General features: G+C 73.3%; 15 protein-coding genes. 7 read left to right on the top strand and 8 right to left on the bottom strand.

Annotation, left to right across the window (positions count from 1 at the left end; translation table 11 throughout):
- Positions 1-71 precede the first annotated feature (71 nt).
- Both ACJ5H2_RS02925 and ACJ5H2_RS02920 read left to right on the top strand, forming a co-directional pair.
- Positions 72-683 (top strand): hypothetical protein, encoded by a 612-nt coding sequence (locus ACJ5H2_RS02925; RefSeq protein ID WP_408898063.1) that lies wholly within the window; start codon positions 72-74, stop codon positions 681-683.
- Complete coding sequence (locus ACJ5H2_RS02920; protein WP_408898062.1) at positions 683-2,164, top strand: FAD-dependent oxidoreductase; 1,482 nt, start codon at positions 683-685, stop codon at positions 2,162-2,164. The genes ACJ5H2_RS02925 and ACJ5H2_RS02920 overlap by 1 nt, the downstream gene beginning before the upstream one ends.
- Here the strand turns inward: ACJ5H2_RS02920 and ACJ5H2_RS02915 are convergent.
- From ACJ5H2_RS02915 to ACJ5H2_RS02900, 4 genes are read right to left on the bottom strand one after another with little or no spacing between them, the layout of a single operon-like run.
- On the bottom strand, positions 2,142-2,966 hold the full coding sequence (locus tag ACJ5H2_RS02915; protein ID WP_408898061.1) for an SDR family NAD(P)-dependent oxidoreductase: 825 nt from the start codon (positions 2,964-2,966) through the stop codon (positions 2,142-2,144). The two genes, ACJ5H2_RS02920 and ACJ5H2_RS02915, sit on opposite strands and share 23 nt — an antisense overlap.
- A complete protein-coding gene (locus tag ACJ5H2_RS02910; RefSeq protein ID WP_408898060.1) occupies positions 2,963-4,399 on the bottom strand; it encodes a pyruvate, phosphate dikinase in 1,437 nt (478 codons plus the stop codon). Before ACJ5H2_RS02910 ends, ACJ5H2_RS02915 begins: the two co-directional genes overlap by 4 nt.
- Positions 4,400-4,407: 8 nt before the next feature.
- Positions 4,408-5,160: a glucose 1-dehydrogenase gene (locus tag ACJ5H2_RS02905; RefSeq protein WP_408898059.1), complete on the bottom strand. Its 753-nt coding sequence runs from the start codon at positions 5,158-5,160 to the stop codon at positions 4,408-4,410.
- A 31-nt stretch (positions 5,161-5,191) separates the two neighbouring features.
- Entirely contained in the window at positions 5,192-6,871 is a 1,680-nt protein-coding gene (locus ACJ5H2_RS02900) for an FAD-binding protein (RefSeq protein WP_408898058.1), read from the bottom strand.
- Between the two features lie 147 nt (positions 6,872-7,018).
- Here ACJ5H2_RS02900 and ACJ5H2_RS02895 point away from each other — a divergent pair, with 147 nt between their 5' ends.
- Positions 7,019-9,379 carry a PEP-utilizing enzyme gene (locus ACJ5H2_RS02895; protein ID WP_408898057.1) on the top strand — a complete coding sequence of 787 codons (2,361 nt, stop codon included), beginning with the start codon at positions 7,019-7,021 and terminating at the stop codon, positions 9,377-9,379.
- 81 nt (positions 9,380-9,460) lie between these two features.
- Here the strand turns inward: ACJ5H2_RS02895 and ACJ5H2_RS02890 are convergent, their stop codons facing one another.
- Complete coding sequence (locus ACJ5H2_RS02890; protein ID WP_408898056.1) at positions 9,461-10,279, bottom strand: SDR family NAD(P)-dependent oxidoreductase; 819 nt, start codon at positions 10,277-10,279, stop codon at positions 9,461-9,463.
- A 35-nt stretch (positions 10,280-10,314) separates the two neighbouring features.
- Positions 10,315-11,103: a glucose 1-dehydrogenase gene (locus tag ACJ5H2_RS02885; RefSeq protein ID WP_408898055.1), complete on the bottom strand. Its 789-nt coding sequence runs from the start codon at positions 11,101-11,103 to the stop codon at positions 10,315-10,317.
- 147 nt (positions 11,104-11,250) lie between these two features.
- Here ACJ5H2_RS02885 and ACJ5H2_RS02880 point away from each other — a divergent pair, with 147 nt between their 5' ends.
- From ACJ5H2_RS02880 to ACJ5H2_RS02870, 3 genes are read left to right on the top strand one after another with little or no spacing between them, the layout of a single operon-like run.
- Positions 11,251-12,462 carry a Rieske 2Fe-2S domain-containing protein gene (locus ACJ5H2_RS02880; RefSeq protein ID WP_408898054.1) on the top strand — a complete coding sequence of 404 codons (1,212 nt, stop codon included), beginning with the start codon at positions 11,251-11,253 and terminating at the stop codon, positions 12,460-12,462.
- A complete protein-coding gene (locus ACJ5H2_RS02875) occupies positions 12,462-12,746 on the top strand; it encodes a ferredoxin (protein WP_408898053.1) in 285 nt (94 codons plus the stop codon). Before ACJ5H2_RS02880 ends, ACJ5H2_RS02875 begins: the two co-directional genes overlap by 1 nt.
- Positions 12,743-13,591 (top strand): LLM class F420-dependent oxidoreductase, encoded by an 849-nt coding sequence (locus ACJ5H2_RS02870; RefSeq protein ID WP_408898052.1) that lies wholly within the window; start codon positions 12,743-12,745, stop codon positions 13,589-13,591. The genes ACJ5H2_RS02875 and ACJ5H2_RS02870 overlap by 4 nt, the downstream gene beginning before the upstream one ends.
- 9 nt (positions 13,592-13,600) lie before the next feature.
- Here the strand turns inward: ACJ5H2_RS02870 and ACJ5H2_RS02865 are convergent, their stop codons facing one another.
- Together ACJ5H2_RS02865 and ACJ5H2_RS02860 are read right to left on the bottom strand one after the other, a co-directional pair.
- Entirely contained in the window at positions 13,601-14,113 is a 513-nt protein-coding gene (locus ACJ5H2_RS02865) for a nuclear transport factor 2 family protein (RefSeq protein WP_408898051.1), read from the bottom strand.
- Between the two features lie 21 nt (positions 14,114-14,134).
- Entirely contained in the window at positions 14,135-14,728 is a 594-nt protein-coding gene (locus tag ACJ5H2_RS02860; RefSeq protein WP_408898050.1) for a nuclear transport factor 2 family protein, read from the bottom strand.
- Positions 14,729-15,013: 285 nt separating this feature from the next.
- Between ACJ5H2_RS02860 and ACJ5H2_RS02855 the strand changes: the two genes are divergently transcribed.
- A complete protein-coding gene (locus ACJ5H2_RS02855) occupies positions 15,014-15,190 on the top strand; it encodes a hypothetical protein (RefSeq protein WP_408898049.1) in 177 nt (58 codons plus the stop codon).
- Positions 15,191-15,199 lie beyond the last annotated feature (9 nt).

Below are 15,199 nucleotides of genomic sequence, written 5' to 3'. Positions count from 1 at the left end.
GATCGGGAGCGACGCCCCTCACACCGGCTGTCCGGGCGACGCTCTGCGCCACCGAACGAGAGGAGTCCGACATGTCCGAGCTCACCGTGCTGCGGGTCGTCGAGCTGAAGGGCCGGGTGCGTGAGACGGATGTCGCCACCCCGCTGGGGATCGCCCCCGAGGCGGCCGGGGCACTCCTGTCGGACCTCGCGACCGCCGGCCTGGTCGTCCGGGCCGGCGCCGGCTACCGGCTCGCCGATGCCGGGCGCGCCCGTCTCGCGGAGCTGCTCGCCGCCGACGCCGCCACCGTCGACCAGCCCACGCTCGCCGCGGCGTACGACGAGTTCTGCGTGGTCAACGCGGACCTCAAGACGATCGTCACCGCCTGGCAGCTGCGCGCCGACGGCACGCCCAACGACCACTCCGACGCGGCGTACGACGCCGGTGTGCTGGCGCGCCTGGGCGAGCTGCACGCCCGCGTGCTGCCGCTCGTGCACCGGCTCGCGGAGATCGCTCCGCGCCTGGCGCGCTATCCCGCCCGCCTCCAGCACGCGCAGGACCGCCTCGCCGAGGGCGACACCATGTGGGTGGCCCGCCCGATCCTCGACAGCTACCACACCGTGTGGTTCGAGCTGCACGAGGACCTGATCCAGCTCAGCGGCAGGACCCGGCTCGAGGAAGCGGTCGCGGGACGCGCGCACTGATGGACCGCACCGCCGACGTCGTCGTCCTCGGCCACGGCGCCGCCGGGTGTGCCGCGGCGATCGCGGCGCACGACGCGGGTGCTCGGGTCGTGCTCGTGGACAAGATGCCCGCCGGGCTCGAGGGCGGGAGCACCCGGGTGTCCGGGGGCGCCTGGTGGGAGCCGTCGGGTCCCGAGCGGGCCGCGGTCTACCTGCGCAGCCTGTGCGGCGACCGTCCCCTACCCGAGCCGGTGGTCCGCGCGTGGGCCGAGGAGTGCGCCCGCAACACCGCATGGATGCGCGACGCGGTGGGTGCCGAGGTCGGGACCGTGCCCGGCACCCTGGACCGCGGGATCGCCGGGACCGTCGTCGAGGTCCCGCCCGAGTTCCCGGAGCTCGAGGGAAGCGACGCGGTCACCGGCTGGCGTGCCGTCGGCGGAGCCCTGGGCAGGTCCCGCCTGCTGACCGCACTCACGGCCGCCGTGGCCGCCCGCGACATCACTGTCCTGCTCGCCACCCGCGCGGAGCGCCTGACCCAGGACGCCGACGGATCCGTCGTCGGCGTCCACGTGCGCGACGACGGCGGAGCGTCCACGATCCACGCCCGTGGTGGCGTGGTGCTGGCGACCGGGGGGTTCGAAGGGGACGCGGGCATGGTCCGCGACTACCTGCGGCTCCCGCACTCGGTGACCTGGGGCTCGCCGCACAACACCGGGGACGGCCACCGGATGGCCCAGAAGGCCGGCGCCGACCTCTGGCACATGGACAACATGACGAGCATCGAGGGCTTCGGTGTCCCCGGGTTCCCCAGCGGCTTCTACGCGCGCTTCTCGTTCCGCAAGGGCTTCGTCTACGTCGACGGCGACGGCCGCCGCTGCGTCGACGAGCTGCCACGGACCGGGCACGGCCACGCCCGGGTCCACGGCGCCTACGAGCACGTCCCCGCGCGCAGGCTGCACGCCGTCTTCGACGAGGCGACCCGTCTGTCGGGCCCGATCTCGCCGAACGCGGCGATGCTCCCGGTCGGCTGGAACGTGCTGGTCGAGGGCTACGAGTGGAGCTGGGACAACAGCGTCGAGGTCGAGAAGGGCTGGCTGCACCGGGCGGACACGCTCGAGGAGCTCGCCCCGCTGATCGGTGTCGACCCGGCGCTCCTGGTGGCGTCCGTCGCCCGCTACAACGCGGCCTGCGCCTCCGGGGTCGACGAGCAGTTCCACCGCGATCCCGCGACCCTCGTGCCGCTCGGCGACGGTCCCTACTACGCGTTCACGTCGGCCCCGATGCTCGCCTGGAGCAATGGCGGACCGCGCCGCAACCAGCATGCGGAGGTGCTCGACCCGTTCGGCGCGACCATCCCCGGCCTGTACGCCGCGGGCGGGGTCAGCACGACCTACAGCTGGTGCAAGGACGGCGGCATGCACATCGCCGACGCCCTCGCGTTCGGCCGGATCTCCGGCCGTCGCGCCGCGGCGCGGGCGGTCAGCGCACGATCGCGGGGTTGACCGGCGGCGGGCCACCCAGCATCGCGCGGTGCGAGGGCGGCTGAGCGCCGTCGACGTCCACGACGCCGAGCTCGGCGGCGAGCTCCGCACCCACGACGACCTGCCCGTTCCACCGGCCCCGGTCGGGGTGCTGCCAGAGCGCTGCGACCACCCGGCCGGGGAGCTCGACGGACTCGGTGCGGGCCGCCAGGTCGCCGTACCGGCCCGGGTCGGCCGCCAGGGCCGCGACAGTGCGCTCGGTGCGCAGGATCCCCATCCACAGCGACACCGCGGTCACGCCGTGCGGACCCAGGTCGACCCCGAAGTCGTGGGCGAGCCGGTCCACCCCGGCCTTGACCGAGCCGTAGGCCGGCCCGTGCATGTAGCAGCCGCCGCCGAACGACGAGGTGTTGACCAGCAGCCCGCGCGCCTCCACCAGCAGGGGTGCGCCGTGCCAGCTGGCGGCGTAGGTCGAGCGCAGGCCCACGTCGTACATCCGCTGGTGGTCCAGGGGCCGCTCCCAGAAGGGCAGGTCCTCGCCGAGGTGGGAGGGCAGCGCGATCGCGTTGTTGACCAGGATGTCGAGACGTCCCTGCTCGTCCGCCACGCGGGCGAACAGGGCCGCGACGGCGGCGTCGTCGCCGTGGTCGCAGACGACGCCGATGCCACGCCCGCCGCGCGCGGACACCTCGTCGGCCGCCACGGCGACCGACGGGGAGCGGCCGGTGAGGTAGACCGTCGCGCCGAGCTCGCCGAGCGCCAGGGCGATGCCCCGCCCGGCGCCCCGCGACGCGCCGGTCACGACGGCGACGGGCGCCGTCACTGCTCCTCGGCCCAGGCCAGCAGCCGTGCGAGGTAGGGGTTCTCCTCGGCCGCGACCGTGTCGATCCGGCCCTCCCAGACCTGGCCGGTGGCGCCGTCGACGGTGATCTCACGGCCGACGAGGGCGTCCACCGTGCCGGGTCCGCAGCCGACCACGCAGGGCCGGGCGATCTCCCGGCTGACGACGGCGGCGTGCGAGGTGGCTCCGCCGTACTCGGTGACGATGCCGCGGGCCGCGAGCATGCCGTGGAGGTCGTCGGGCGAGGTCGCGGACCGGACCAGGACGACGTCCTCACCGGCCTCGGCGCGCTCCTCCGCCTCGTCGGGGTCGGCGACCGCGACGCCGTACGCGAGGCCCGGGCAGGCGGACTCACCCGTGGCGACCGGGGTGCCCACGCCGACGCCGGCCGCGCCCTCGGCGACCGCCTGGAGCTGCTCGGCACTGACCCGGGCGACGGCCTCGGCCTTCGAGATCACGCCCTCGTCGACGAGATCCACGGCGATCCGTACGGCGGCCGCGGCGGTCCGCTTGGCCGCGCGGGTCTGCAGCAGCCAGAGCCGACCGCCCTCGACGGTGAACTCGATGTCCTGGACGTCGCGCCCGGAGGCCTCCAGGGTCGCGGTCGCCCGCATCAGCTCGGCGTGGACCGCGGGCAGCCGCTCGGCGAGCACCGCCAGCGGCTGCGGGGTGACCCGCCCGGAGACGACGTCCTCGCCCTGGCCGCGGGCGAGCCACTCGCCGAAGGGGACGGGAGCGCCGGTGCTCGGGTCGCGGGAGAAGAGGACGCCGGTCCCCGACTCGTCGTCGAGGTTGCCGAAGACCATCGCCTGCACGGTGACCGCGGTGCCGAGGTCGTCCGCGATCCCGCGGCTGGCGCGGTAGGTCCGAGCGCGCGCGGACTGCCACGAGCCGAACACGGCGGCGACCGCGGCGTGCAGCTGCGCCCAGGCGTCGTCGGGCACCGGCCCGGGCGCGACGGTCTCCTGGTACTGGCGCTCGAAGCGCTCGCGGGTGTCGGCGACGTGGGCGGGGTCGCCGCTCTCCGCGACGAGGGCCGCCGCGGTGGCGTCGGTCAGGCCGAGGTTCAAGACCGTGTCCATCATCCCCGGCATGCTCACCGGAGCGCCGCTGCGGACCGAGACGAGCAGCGGTCGCTCGCCGCCGCCGAAGGTGCGCCCGGTCTCCTCCTCGAGGAAGGCCACGCCGCGTCGTACCTGCTCCCAGACGTCGTCCGGGAGAGCTCCGTCGGCGGCGTAGAAGGCCGCGCAGCAGCCGGTCGTCAAGGCCACCGCAGGCGGCACGGGCAGGTCGAGCGCGCGCATCGCGTTGACGCTCCAGGCCTTCCCCCCGATGGCGGCGCGGTCGAGGGTGCAGCTGCCGTCGAGCCGGACGACGTCGGCGCCCACGCCGTCGGCGATGGCGGCGGGATTCATGGTCGCCATCATCCGAGGTGCCCGCCGCTGGTCATGCCGCCGTCGACGACGAACTCGGAGCCGGTGCAGTAGCTCGACAGGTCCGAGAGCAGGAACGCCACCAGCGGCGAGACCTCCTCCGGCTGACCCCAGCGTGGGATCGGGAGGCGGGCGAACGCCGCGCCGGCGTCGTCGTGCCCACCCTCGCGCCGGGTCATCGGAGTGGCGATGCCGCCGGGGTGGATCGAGTTGACCCTGATCCCGGCGGGGCCGAGCTCGTGCGCCGCGGCCTTCGTCAGCCCGCGCACCGCGAACTTGCTGGCCGTGTACGCCGTCGTGGCGGCGCCGCCCAGGATGCCGTTGACCGAGGACACGTTGACGATGGCACCGCCACCGGCGGCGTCGATGGCCGGCGCGACCGCGCGCATGCCCAGCCAGGTGCCGGTGACGTTGATGTCCATGACCCGCTGGAAGTCCTCGGGCGAGGAGTCGGCCATCGTCTGGAAGGCCAGCACGCCGGCGTTGTTCACGAGACCGTGGACCGCGCCGAAGGCCTGCTGGGCGGTCGCGACGACCACCTCCCAGTCGGCCGGGGCGGTGACGTCCTGGTGCACGAAGACGGCGGCGTCGTCGAGCTCCTTGGCGAGCAGCTCGCCGGCGTCGTCGATGACGTCGCCGATGACCACCCGGGCGCCCTCCCCGACCAGGTGGCGGGCATGCGAGGCGCCCATGCCCCGGGCTCCGCCGGTGATGATGATGACGCGTCCGTCGAGCGAACCCATGTCGCGACTCTCCTTGTCCTGCTGGTGCTTCTCAGTGGGTGACGCCGGCGGCGTGCAGCGCGGCGAGGTAGCCGAAGACCATGGCGGGGCCGATGGTCGCGCCGGCGCCGGCGTAGTCGTTGCCCATCACCGACGCCGCCGCGTTGCCGGTGGCATAGAGGCCGGGCACGGCGCCGCCGTCCGCGTCGACGACCCGGCCGTGGGCGTCGGTCAGCAGACCGCCCTTCGTGCCGAGGTCGCCGGCCTCGATGCGGACCGCGAGATAGGGCGCCTGCGTGAGCGATCCCAGCACCGGGTTCGGCAGGGTCGGGTCGCCGTAGTAGCGGTCGTACGCGCTCTCACCGCGGCCGAAGTCGGTGTCCTTGCCGCCGGCGACGAGCCCGTTCCAGCGGGCGATGCTGGCCTTCAGCGTCGTCGCGTCCATGCCGGTGGCGGCGGCCAGCTCGTCGAGGGTGCCGGCCTTGTGCGCCGTGCCCGCGTCGTACCACGCCTGGGGCAGGTCGGCGCCCGGCACGACCGCGCCGAACGGGTAACGACGGCGGGCGGTCTGGTCCATCACGAACCACAGGTACGGGTGGCCGTGCGCGATCTGCTCGTGCACGAAGGTGACGTACGGCGAGGCCTCGTTCGTGAACCTCTCGCCGGCCGGGGTCAGGATCACGGAGTTCGGGATGGACCGCTCCGACACCAGCGAGTGCACCCGCCCGTCCGGCTTGCGCACGGCGGGCATCCACCAGGCGTCGTCCATCAGGTCGAGCGCGCCGCCGGCGGCATGGCCGATCTGGATCCCGTCGCCGGTGTTGCTGTCGGCGCCGCCGGACGCGTCGGCCCGGCCGATCTCCGGCAGGTGCTCCTTGCGCATCGCCTCGTTGTGGTCGAAGCCGCCACTGGCGACCACGACCCCGCGCCGCGCGCGGATCCGGTACGGCGCGCCGTCGCGCTGGACGACCGCTCCCAGCACAGCACCGTCGGCGTCACGCACGAGCTCGAGCAGCGGCGTCTCCAGCCACACCGGCACGCCCGCGTCGCGCAGCGAGATGCGCAGCCGCGCGACGAGCGCCTGGCCGAGGGACACCATCCGGCGCCGGCGCAGCCGGTTGAGGGTCGAGCGCACCCCGAGGGACAGCGCGCGCCAGCGGCCCCGCCAGGTGCGGGTGACCATGTTGAGGTGGACGTAGTCGGCGGAGGTGATGATCAGCCCGCCGGGGACCTTCATGGCGCTGCCGCGCTGGGTGGCGGCGAGCTCCCCGAGCCGGCGCATGTCGAACGGAGGGCACTCGACGGAGCGGCCCTCGGGACGCCCCCCAGGCGCCTCGGGGTGGTAGTCGGAGTAGCCGGGACACCACGTGAACCGCAGGTGGCGGGCGCGGCTCTCGAACATCCGGAACATCTCCGGACCGTGGTGGGCGTAGGCCCGGAGCCGGTCGCGACCGACCCGGCCGCCCGTGATGTGCTCGAGGTACTCGACCACGCGCTCCTCGGGATCGGTGATCCCCGCGCGCTCGAGGGTGGGGTTGTTGGGGACCCAGATGCCGCCACCGGACAGCGCGGTCGTCCCGCCGTACGTCGACGCCTTCTCCACCAGGAGCGTGTCGAGACCGGACAGGCCGCCCGTGAGCGCGGCGGTCATGCCGCCCGCGCCCGCGCCGACCACCAACAGGTCGACCTCGTGCTGCCAGGCGGGCGGGGACGCGTCGGTGCTCTGCTCCATGCGGCTGAGGTTGCTGCCGCCGGCCCGGCGCGGCGCCGTGCCTCCCGCTCAGTGGGACTCCGCGACGTGACCGGGCCCACGGGTCGGACGCTCCTCCGGTCGGCCCGCGGGTGCGGGCCCGACTCGGAGCAACGAGGAGGAGGACCCATGCGCGTCCTGATCACGGGTGTCGCCACCGAGGACGGTCGCGACGTCGCACGCCTGCTGCTGGCCGCCGGCTACGAGGTCGCCGGCACCACGGCGCAGCCGCACCGCTATCTCGACCCGAGGGTCGAGGTCCGCGACGCGTCCGCGCCGGTCCGCGACACCGACGTGGTCGTGCACCTCGCCGACGGCCCCCTGTCCGTCCCCCGGGGCACCCGGGTCGTCCTCCCGACACCGCTCGACCGGCCCCACCCCGCGGCCGCCGCACTGGCGTCGGCCGGCGCCGTCCCCGTCACCGTGCACGTCGCCCCGGTGGCCGGGCGCCGTACGGACCTCCCCGCGCTGCAGACCCTCGCCGACCTGCTGGCCGAGCCCGCCGCGGCCCGCCAGGTCGTGCACCACGACGACGTCACCCGCGGCCTCGCGGCGGTGGCGGCCGACACCGGGACCGGCCCGTTCACGCTCGTCGCCCCCGGCACCGTGAGCGGGGCCGAGGCCACCCGCCTGCTGCAGGTCGCCGGCGTGCGACCGCGAGTGCCGGGCGTTCACCCGCGCGCCGCCGCCGGCCGGGCGGAGAGCGCGGTCCCGGACGGCTTCGGCTACGGCTGGGACGCCCACGAGGCGGTCGAGGACCTCGCCCGCGGTCTGCGCGGGCGACGGATCACGCGGCACGGCGCGGAGGTGGAGTCGGGCCGCTTCGGCCTGCCGACCCATGTCGTGCCCAACAACCTGCCCGCCAGCGACGGCGGGACGCTCGTGCCGGCGGGACCGCCGGAGTACCAGGGCGAGTTCGACACCCTGCTCGACCCGCGCCTCGCCGTACTGACGGCGACGAACACCTCCGAGGCACTGCCGGGTCCGCTCACCCCCATGTCCCTCGACCTCCAGCTCGGCGCCCAGCGCATCTCCAACGAGGGGATGGGGCGGATGCTGGCCCTCGAGGGCGCGGCGCTGGAGCAGCAGACCAGCCTGGTGCTCGGCGTGCTCGGGCACTGCGTGTACATCAACGCCTCGGTCGGCGTGAACATCGTCGAGAACATGCCCGGGTGGGACGAGGCCAGCGTCCGCAAGGACGCCTACGGCAACATCCCGGAGGACGTCGTCTTCCGGCCGCAGGGCGGTCCGCCGATGCCCCAGGGCCTCGCGGGGCGGCGCGCGACCCTCACCGCGACGAGCCGGGTGATCGCCCGGGCCCGCAAGTTCAAGGAGGAGGCGGAGGTCGTCAACGCGGCCGCGCGGGCGGAGAGCCTGACGGCCGAGCAGGTCGCCGCGCTCGACGACGCCCGGCTGCACACGCGGGCGCTGCTGTGGCGCGACCGGCTCGCCCACGCGTGGTCGGTCGCCTCGATCGGGGTGATGATGACCAGCGCCGCGGGGGCGATCCACGAGCGGGGGAAGGACCCCGAGCACGTCGCGGTCGACGTGGAGCTGCTCGACTCGGCGCGCACCATGCTCGCCGTCGAGCGCCTCGCCGACGAGCTGCGCGGCGACGACCACCTGTTGAAGCTGGCGCGGGAGGGCGACGTCGACGGGCTCCGCGCCGCGTCGCCGTCGTTCGCCGCGGCGCTCGACGAGCAGCTGGAGCTGATGGGCCACCGCGGCCCCGGGGAGTGCGAGCTCGAGAACCCCTCCTTCTCCGACCGCCCCGCCCACCTGGTCGGGTCCGCCGCCGCGGCGGCGCAACGTCCCGCCCCGGTGCGCGAGCCCGTCCCGGCGCTGCGGTCGCGCACGGGACGGATGGCGGCCGGTGCGATCCTCGCCCGGGAGCGGGCCCGCGACGCGGTCGTCCGCTACACCCACGACCTGCGGCTGGCCGTGCGCGAGCGCGGCGCCCGCCTGGTCGCCGCAGGTCGCCTCGACACCGCCGAGGACGCCTTCTATCTCACGCTCGACGAGCTCTTCGTCGACCCGAGCGGGCTGCACGAGAGGGTGGCCCGACGGCGGGCCGAGCGGGCCCGGCTGCAGTCCATCCGGATGCCCGATGTCGTGGTCGGGATGTGGGCGCCCGACGGTGCCCACACGGGCCTCGACGTCGGTGACACCATCGGCGGCATCGGCGTCAGCGCCGGCGTGGTCGAGGGCCGGGTCCGCGTCCTGCGCACGCCCGACGACGACATCGAGCCCGACGAGGTCCTGGTCGCCTCGGTGACGGACGTCGGCCACACCGCGATGTTCGGGTACGCCGCCGCGGTCGTCACCGACATCGGCGGCGCCGCCTCCCACGCGGCCATCGTCGCCCGCGAGTTCGCCATCCCGTGCGTCGTCGACACCAAGCACGCCTCGACGACGCTGTCGGACGGGATGCTGGTGCGCGTCAATGGCGCCGCCGGCACGGTCGAGGTGCTGGAGGCCCCGGCCGTCTGACCGGACGGCCATGATCGGCGGGGATCGCGTCAACCTGGCTGACGCGATCCCCGCCGATCAATGCTCCCGACCGGTGCGGCCCTACGCGACATCCTTCTTGAACAGCGCGGTGATGACCCGCTGGTAGCCCGGGCCGAGCACGCGGGGCAGCACGGCCATGAACCGGGCGTCGTTGCCGCACAGGATCTGTGCCTTGTCCTTGCGGATGCCCTTGAGGATGATCGCGGCGCACTCCTCCGCCGTCATCTTGGCGATCCGGTCGAAGTTGGCCGCCAGCTGGCTGACGTCGCGGTCGCCGCCGGCGCGGGCCTTCTGGGCGATGCCGGTGCGGATCGAGCCCGGGTGCACGCTGCTCACGCCGACCGGGTGCCCGTACATCCGCATCTCCTGGCGCAGCGAGTCGGTGAAGGCGCGGATGGCGAACTTGGTGGCGTTGTAGCCGCTCTGGGTCGGGCAGGCGACCAGGCCGAACATGCTCGAGATGTTGGCGACGTGGCCGTCCCCCGAGGCGATGACGTGCGGAAGGAACGCCTTGGTCCCGTTGACGACGCCCCAGAAGTTGATGTTGACGATCCACTCGAGGTCCTCCCAGCTGACCTCGTCGACCGTCGCCACCAGCGAGACGCCGGCGTTGTTGACCACGACGTTGACCTTGCCGAAGTCGGCGACGACCTCGTCGGCGTGCTTGAGCACGGCCTCGCGGTCGGTGACGTCGACCTCGTACGCCCGTGCCTCGGCGCCCTGCGCCCGACACAGCGCGGCGGTCTCCTCGACGTTCACGATGCTGCGGCCCGACACGGCCAGCCGGGCACCCTCGCGCGCCAGCTGGACCGCGAGCTCGCGGCCGATGCCGGCACCGGCGCCGGTGATGACGACCACCTTGCCGTTGAAGTCCTTCATGTTCCTTCTCCCTTGGTCGTGCGCTCGGCGGGTGCCTAGAGCGACGTGAAGCCGCCGTCGGCGACGAACTCGGACCCGGTGCTGTAGCTGGACTCGTCGGAGATCAGGAACAGCACGAGGTTGGCGATCTCGACCGCCTCGGCCTGGCGGGCCAGCGGCTGGTGCTGGGCGCCCTCGTGCGAGCGTGCCGAGTTGGCCGTCATCTCGGACCGGGTGAAGCCCGGGTGCACCGAGTTGACCCGGATGTTGTCGGGCCCGAGCTCCTGCGCCGCGGTCTTGGTCATGCCCCGCACGGCCCACTTCGAGGCGACGTACCCGATGATCCGCGAGTACGCGATCAGGCCGCCGGTCGAGGAGATGTTGACGATCGAGCCGCCGACGCCGGCCGCGGCGGCCCGGCGCATCGAGGGGATGGCGGCCTTCATGCCGAGGAAGACGCCGACCTGGTTGACGTCGACGACCCGGCGGAAGTCCGCCTCGGCGTGCGTCTCGATCGGGTCGATGTGCACGATGCCGGCGTTGTTGACCAGACCCGAGACGGGACCGAACCGCTCCTCCGCGGCGGCGACGGCCTGCTGCCAGCCGTCCTCGCTCGTCACGTCGAGCGCGACGTACGCCGCCCGCTCGCCGAGCTCGTCGGCGAGCGCCTTGCCCTCGGCCTCGAGGACGTCGGCGATCACGACGCGGGCGCCCTCCTCGACGAGGCGGCGCACGCAGGCGGCACCGATGCCGCGGGATCCGCCGGTGACGATGACCACCCGGTCCGCCACGCGGCCCGGCGTGCGATCTGTGGAGGTCGGGGACTGGCTCTGGTTCTCGCTCATGACCGTAGCGAAACGGCGCCGCGGACGCCCCCGGCCGGGGATCCCGATCAGCGGGACCACCGGGCTCCGCGCGGGCAGCCGTCCCTACCGTCGCAGCATCGGCAGGGCCCTCACGGCCCCCGCGACGCTCGCGACAAGGAGATCGAGATGACTGCGCTGCAGAACGGCACGAGCACGGGTGCCGACGAGGTCCGCTACATCGAGTTCGAGGAGGCACCCGCGCGCTTCGCCCGCGGCTGGCACTGCATCGGCCTCGAGAAGGACTTCCGCGACGGTCAGCCGCACTCGATCCACGCCTTCGGCACCAAGCTCGTGGTGTGGGCGGACAGCCAGGGCGAGATCAAGGTCCTCGACGCCTACTGCCGGCACATGGGAGGCGACCTGTCCCAGGGCACGATCAAGGGCGACGAGGTCGCCTGCCCCTTCCACGACTGGCGCTGGGGCGGCGACGGCCGGTGCAAGCAGATCCCCTACTCGCGCCGCGTTCCGCTGCGGGCCCGGACCCGCACCTGGCACGCGATGACCCAGGACGGGATGGTCTTCGTCTGGCACGACCACGAGGGCAACCCGCCGATCCCCGAGCAGGCCATCCCCGCGATCGACGGCGGCCCGTCCGACCCGGGCTGGACCGACTGGGCCTGGGCGCAGACGGTCGTGAACACGAACTGCCGCGAGGTCATCGACAACCTGGTGGACATGGCGCACTTCTTCTATGTGCACCACGCCTTCCCGACGTTCTTCAAGAACACCTTCGAGGGGCACACCGCCACCCAACTGCAGAAGGGCGTCAACCGCGACGACATGCGCCCGGCCGAGGTCGCCATCGGCGCGCCGAAGCGCCTCGGCAACACCTCCGTGGCGACCTACCACGGGCCGTCGTTCATGATCGACGACCTCATCTACCACTACGAGCACGGCGACACCCGCACGGTGCTCATCAACTGCCACTACCCGATCGACGAGAACTCCTTCGTGCTCATGTACGGCATCAGCATGCAGCGGCCCGAGGTCGAGGACGACGACCCGGCCGCCGCCGAGGCGCTCGCCGCCAAGATGGTCGCGACCGTCCGGCTCGGCTTCGAGCAGGACGTCGAGATCTGGAAGAACAAGACCCGCATCGACAACCCCCTGCTGTGCGAGGAGGACGGGCCGGTGTACCAGCTGCGCCGGTGGTACGAGCAGTTCTACGTCGACGTCGCCGACATCAAGCCGGAGATGACCGACCGCTTCGAGTTCGAGCTCGACACCACCAAGCCGATCGAGGCCTGGCGGCGCGAGGTCGACGAGAACGTGGCGCGCCGGGCCGCCGAGGCCGCCGAGGCCGCTGTGGCGGCGGTGCCCCAGCCCCAGGACGCCTGATGGCCGTGCGGGCGGACAACCGGCTGGCCGACGCGCCGATGCACCCGGTGGCGTGCGAGAGCTGCTCGGCGCAGGTGCTGGTCCGCAAGGCCAGCTGGCACCAGACCTCGGTCCAGTGGACGGATGAGGCGATGGCCACCTGTCGCGCGTGGTCCCCCGGGTGCGCCGCGCAGGGGCTCGCCCCCACCTGCGACCGCTTGGGCGACAGCATCGCCCGAGCCGTCGTCGACGGTGACCTGCCGGTCCTCGGAGCCGGGTACGACGAGGAGAAGCCGACGGCGTGAAGATCGGGATCAACAGCCCGGTGGTCGTCCAGCTGCCGGGGGCCTTCTCAGCCTGGGAGGCCGACGCCGGCATCGCCGAGCTCGGCTTGATCGCGGAGGCCGCGGATACGCTGGGCTTCGACTTCCTCACCTGCAGCGAGCACGTGATCGTGCCCGCGGACGTCGCCAGCCAGCGCGGCGGCACCTACTGGGACCCGCTCGCCACCTTCGGCTATCTCGCGGCCCGCACCTCGCGAATCCGACTCGCGACACAAGTCCTCGTCCTCGGCTACCACCATCCGCTCGCCATCGCGAAGCGCTACGGCACGCTCGACCTGGTCAGTGGCGGCCGGCTCGTCCTCGGTCTGGGCGTCGGCTCGCTCGAGGAGGAGTTCGCCGTGCTGGGCGCACGCTTCGAGGGGCGCGGCGGGATCGCGGACGACGCCCTGCGCGCCCTGCGCGCGGCGCTGTCGACCCGCACACCGTCGTACGACGGGCCGCACTTCTCGTTCGGCGACGTCGTCGTCGAGCCGCACGCGGTGCAGCCCCATGTGCCCTTCTGGATCGGCGGCCGCACTCCCCGCTCACTGCGCCGAGCCGTCACGCTGGCCGACGGCTGGGTTCCGTTCGGGCTGTCCCCGACCGAGCTGGGCGCGATGCTCGCGCGGGTCGACCTTCCCGACGCCTTCGAGGTCGTGCTCGCCCCGGACACCGCCATCGACCCGTCCTCGTCGCCGTCGGCGACCATCGACGCCCTCGGCATCCTCGCCGAGGTCGGCGCTACCGCCGCGTCGGTGCGGATCGCAGCGACCTCGGCGCAGCACTACGTCGAGCAGCTGCACGCGCTGGCGGAGCTGCGCCGCTAGCGGTGCGGCTCAGCCGGTGGGTCCGGGTGGAGCGAGGGCGAGACCCAGCAACAGCCTCGCCTCGTCACGCCCGTCCAGCAGCTGGTTGACCCGGGCCGTCACGCGCCAGGTCCCGTCGGTCCGGCGCAGCTGCCACCGGTTCGCACACGCCCTGTCGACATAGTGCCGCGAGCTGGCGGCGTCGTACCGGACCAGCAGGGAGTAGCCGGTCGCGACCGCGGTGTCCCCGTGGACCTCGACGAGCGGAGGCCCCATGAGGTGGGCGGCACCGTGGCTGATGATCTCCTGGTGTCCGGGCCCGTTCACCATCTCCTCGATGCCGGTTCGCCCGACGAGATGCTCGAAACCGGCTCCAGCGACCCCGAAGCTGTAGGTGCCGCTCTCCTCCCACAGCTGCGCCGTCGCCTGCGCCGATCCCGAGTCCACGGCCGGGCCGTAGCGGGCCACCACGGCCGTGATCTCCTGGATCGCCTCGAGCCGCGCGATGCGCTCCTCGAGCGACGCCCCCGGTTGCTCGGTCACCCGTCCGCTCCGTCGCCGTGGTCAGAGGCCGCTCGGCCCGGTCTCCCTCGCGCGCGGCCGGCCCTCGCCGACCGGCCCGTCACCGGTTCGGAGGAGAAAGTCGTAGAAGCCCGTCGTGGTCTCCTCGCGCAGCCGAGTGAGACTGCGATAGCTGATCAGCCACTCACCGGCGACCTTCGCGTACTCCTCGTAGTAGTGCCCGTAGCCCTTGAGCCGCTCTTCGCGCTCCCCATGGGTCCACCACAGCTCGTCCTCCATCGCCCAGACACCGGTCGCGGTGGCGTCCGAGGTCAGCGTGATCTCCGGGTTGTGGCCGTGGTGCACGGTCGTCATGCGGACCGGTCCGTCGATGAACTCCCGGATCGTGGTCTGCAGGGCCGCGCGGCCGACCACGCGGTTGCTCACGCCGTCGGTTCGCGGCTGCGCCTCCTCCGGCAGATCCCCCCAGGTTTCGCTGACGACGTCCTCGGTGTGGAGCAGGGGGTAGACGTCCCACTCCCTGTGGTCCAGGGCGCGAAGGCGGCGCGCGAAGACGCGCTTGATCTCCTCGAACGCCTCCAGCCGCTCGACGGCGGTCAGCGAGACGGACGGCGCGGCAGACTCCGGTGGGTTCATGACGGCCATCGGACCACGCGCGCCGTCGCTGGCGGAGAGCAGTTCTGCCCACCGGGACTGCTGTGCGCCCGGAGCGCACCGAGCACCGCCGACTACGGACGCCGCCACGCTCGCTAGGCTCGCCCCGGGCCGTTTGAGGGTTCTAACTTTCGATCCTGACCTGCGATAACACAGAGTTGTCGTTCTCTGCGGCAGGTCGGAACGGGTAGGGGTGCTCCGATACTCGGAACGCGGATCGCCAGATGAGGGAACGGCGAACCTCCCCAGGGTGTCATCGGCAGCCGCTTGAGCCTTTTGGACCACGGCGAGGACGAATCCGACCAGGCGATGGCCGCCTGCTCCGCCTGGTCCCCCGGCTCAGCCGTCCGGGGCCTTCCGCCGGTCTGCGACCGGCTGCGCGCCAGCATCGCGCAGGCGGTCGTCGACGGCACGCTGCCGGTGCTCGCGGCCGAGGAGGACTGACGGCCTACC

Origin of the sequence: Nocardioides pymetrozini (genome assembly GCF_046058985.1) — a bacterium.
Lineage (GTDB): Bacteria > Actinomycetota > Actinomycetes > Propionibacteriales > Nocardioidaceae > Nocardioides.
This window is presented reverse-complemented; position numbering and strand designations above follow the sequence as displayed.

Excerpts from the sequence above, each read along its gene's own strand:
- ACJ5H2_RS02925 (WP_408898063.1), top strand. The coding sequence starts at position 72 with ATGTCCGAGCTCACCGTGCTGCGGGTCGTCGAGCTGAAGGGCCGGGTG.
- ACJ5H2_RS02920 (WP_408898062.1), top strand. The coding sequence starts at position 683 with ATGGACCGCACCGCCGACGTCGTCGTCCTCGGCCACGGCGCCGCCGGG.
- ACJ5H2_RS02910 (WP_408898060.1), bottom strand. The coding sequence starts at position 4,399 with ATGAATCCCGCCGCCATCGCCGACGGCGTGGGCGCCGACGTCGTCCGG.
- ACJ5H2_RS02905 (WP_408898059.1), bottom strand. The coding sequence starts at position 5,160 with ATGGGTTCGCTCGACGGACGCGTCATCATCATCACCGGCGGAGCCCGG.
- ACJ5H2_RS02900 (WP_408898058.1), bottom strand. The coding sequence starts at position 6,871 with ATGGAGCAGAGCACCGACGCGTCCCCGCCCGCCTGGCAGCACGAGGTC.
- ACJ5H2_RS02895 (WP_408898057.1), top strand. The coding sequence starts at position 7,019 with ATGCGCGTCCTGATCACGGGTGTCGCCACCGAGGACGGTCGCGACGTC.
- ACJ5H2_RS02890 (WP_408898056.1), bottom strand. The coding sequence starts at position 10,279 with ATGAAGGACTTCAACGGCAAGGTGGTCGTCATCACCGGCGCCGGTGCC.
- ACJ5H2_RS02885 (WP_408898055.1), bottom strand. The coding sequence starts at position 11,103 with ATGAGCGAGAACCAGAGCCAGTCCCCGACCTCCACAGATCGCACGCCG.
- ACJ5H2_RS02880 (WP_408898054.1), top strand. The coding sequence starts at position 11,251 with ATGACTGCGCTGCAGAACGGCACGAGCACGGGTGCCGACGAGGTCCGC.
- ACJ5H2_RS02875 (WP_408898053.1), top strand. The coding sequence starts at position 12,462 with ATGGCCGTGCGGGCGGACAACCGGCTGGCCGACGCGCCGATGCACCCG.
- ACJ5H2_RS02860 (WP_408898050.1), bottom strand. The coding sequence starts at position 14,728 with ATGAACCCACCGGAGTCTGCCGCGCCGTCCGTCTCGCTGACCGCCGTC.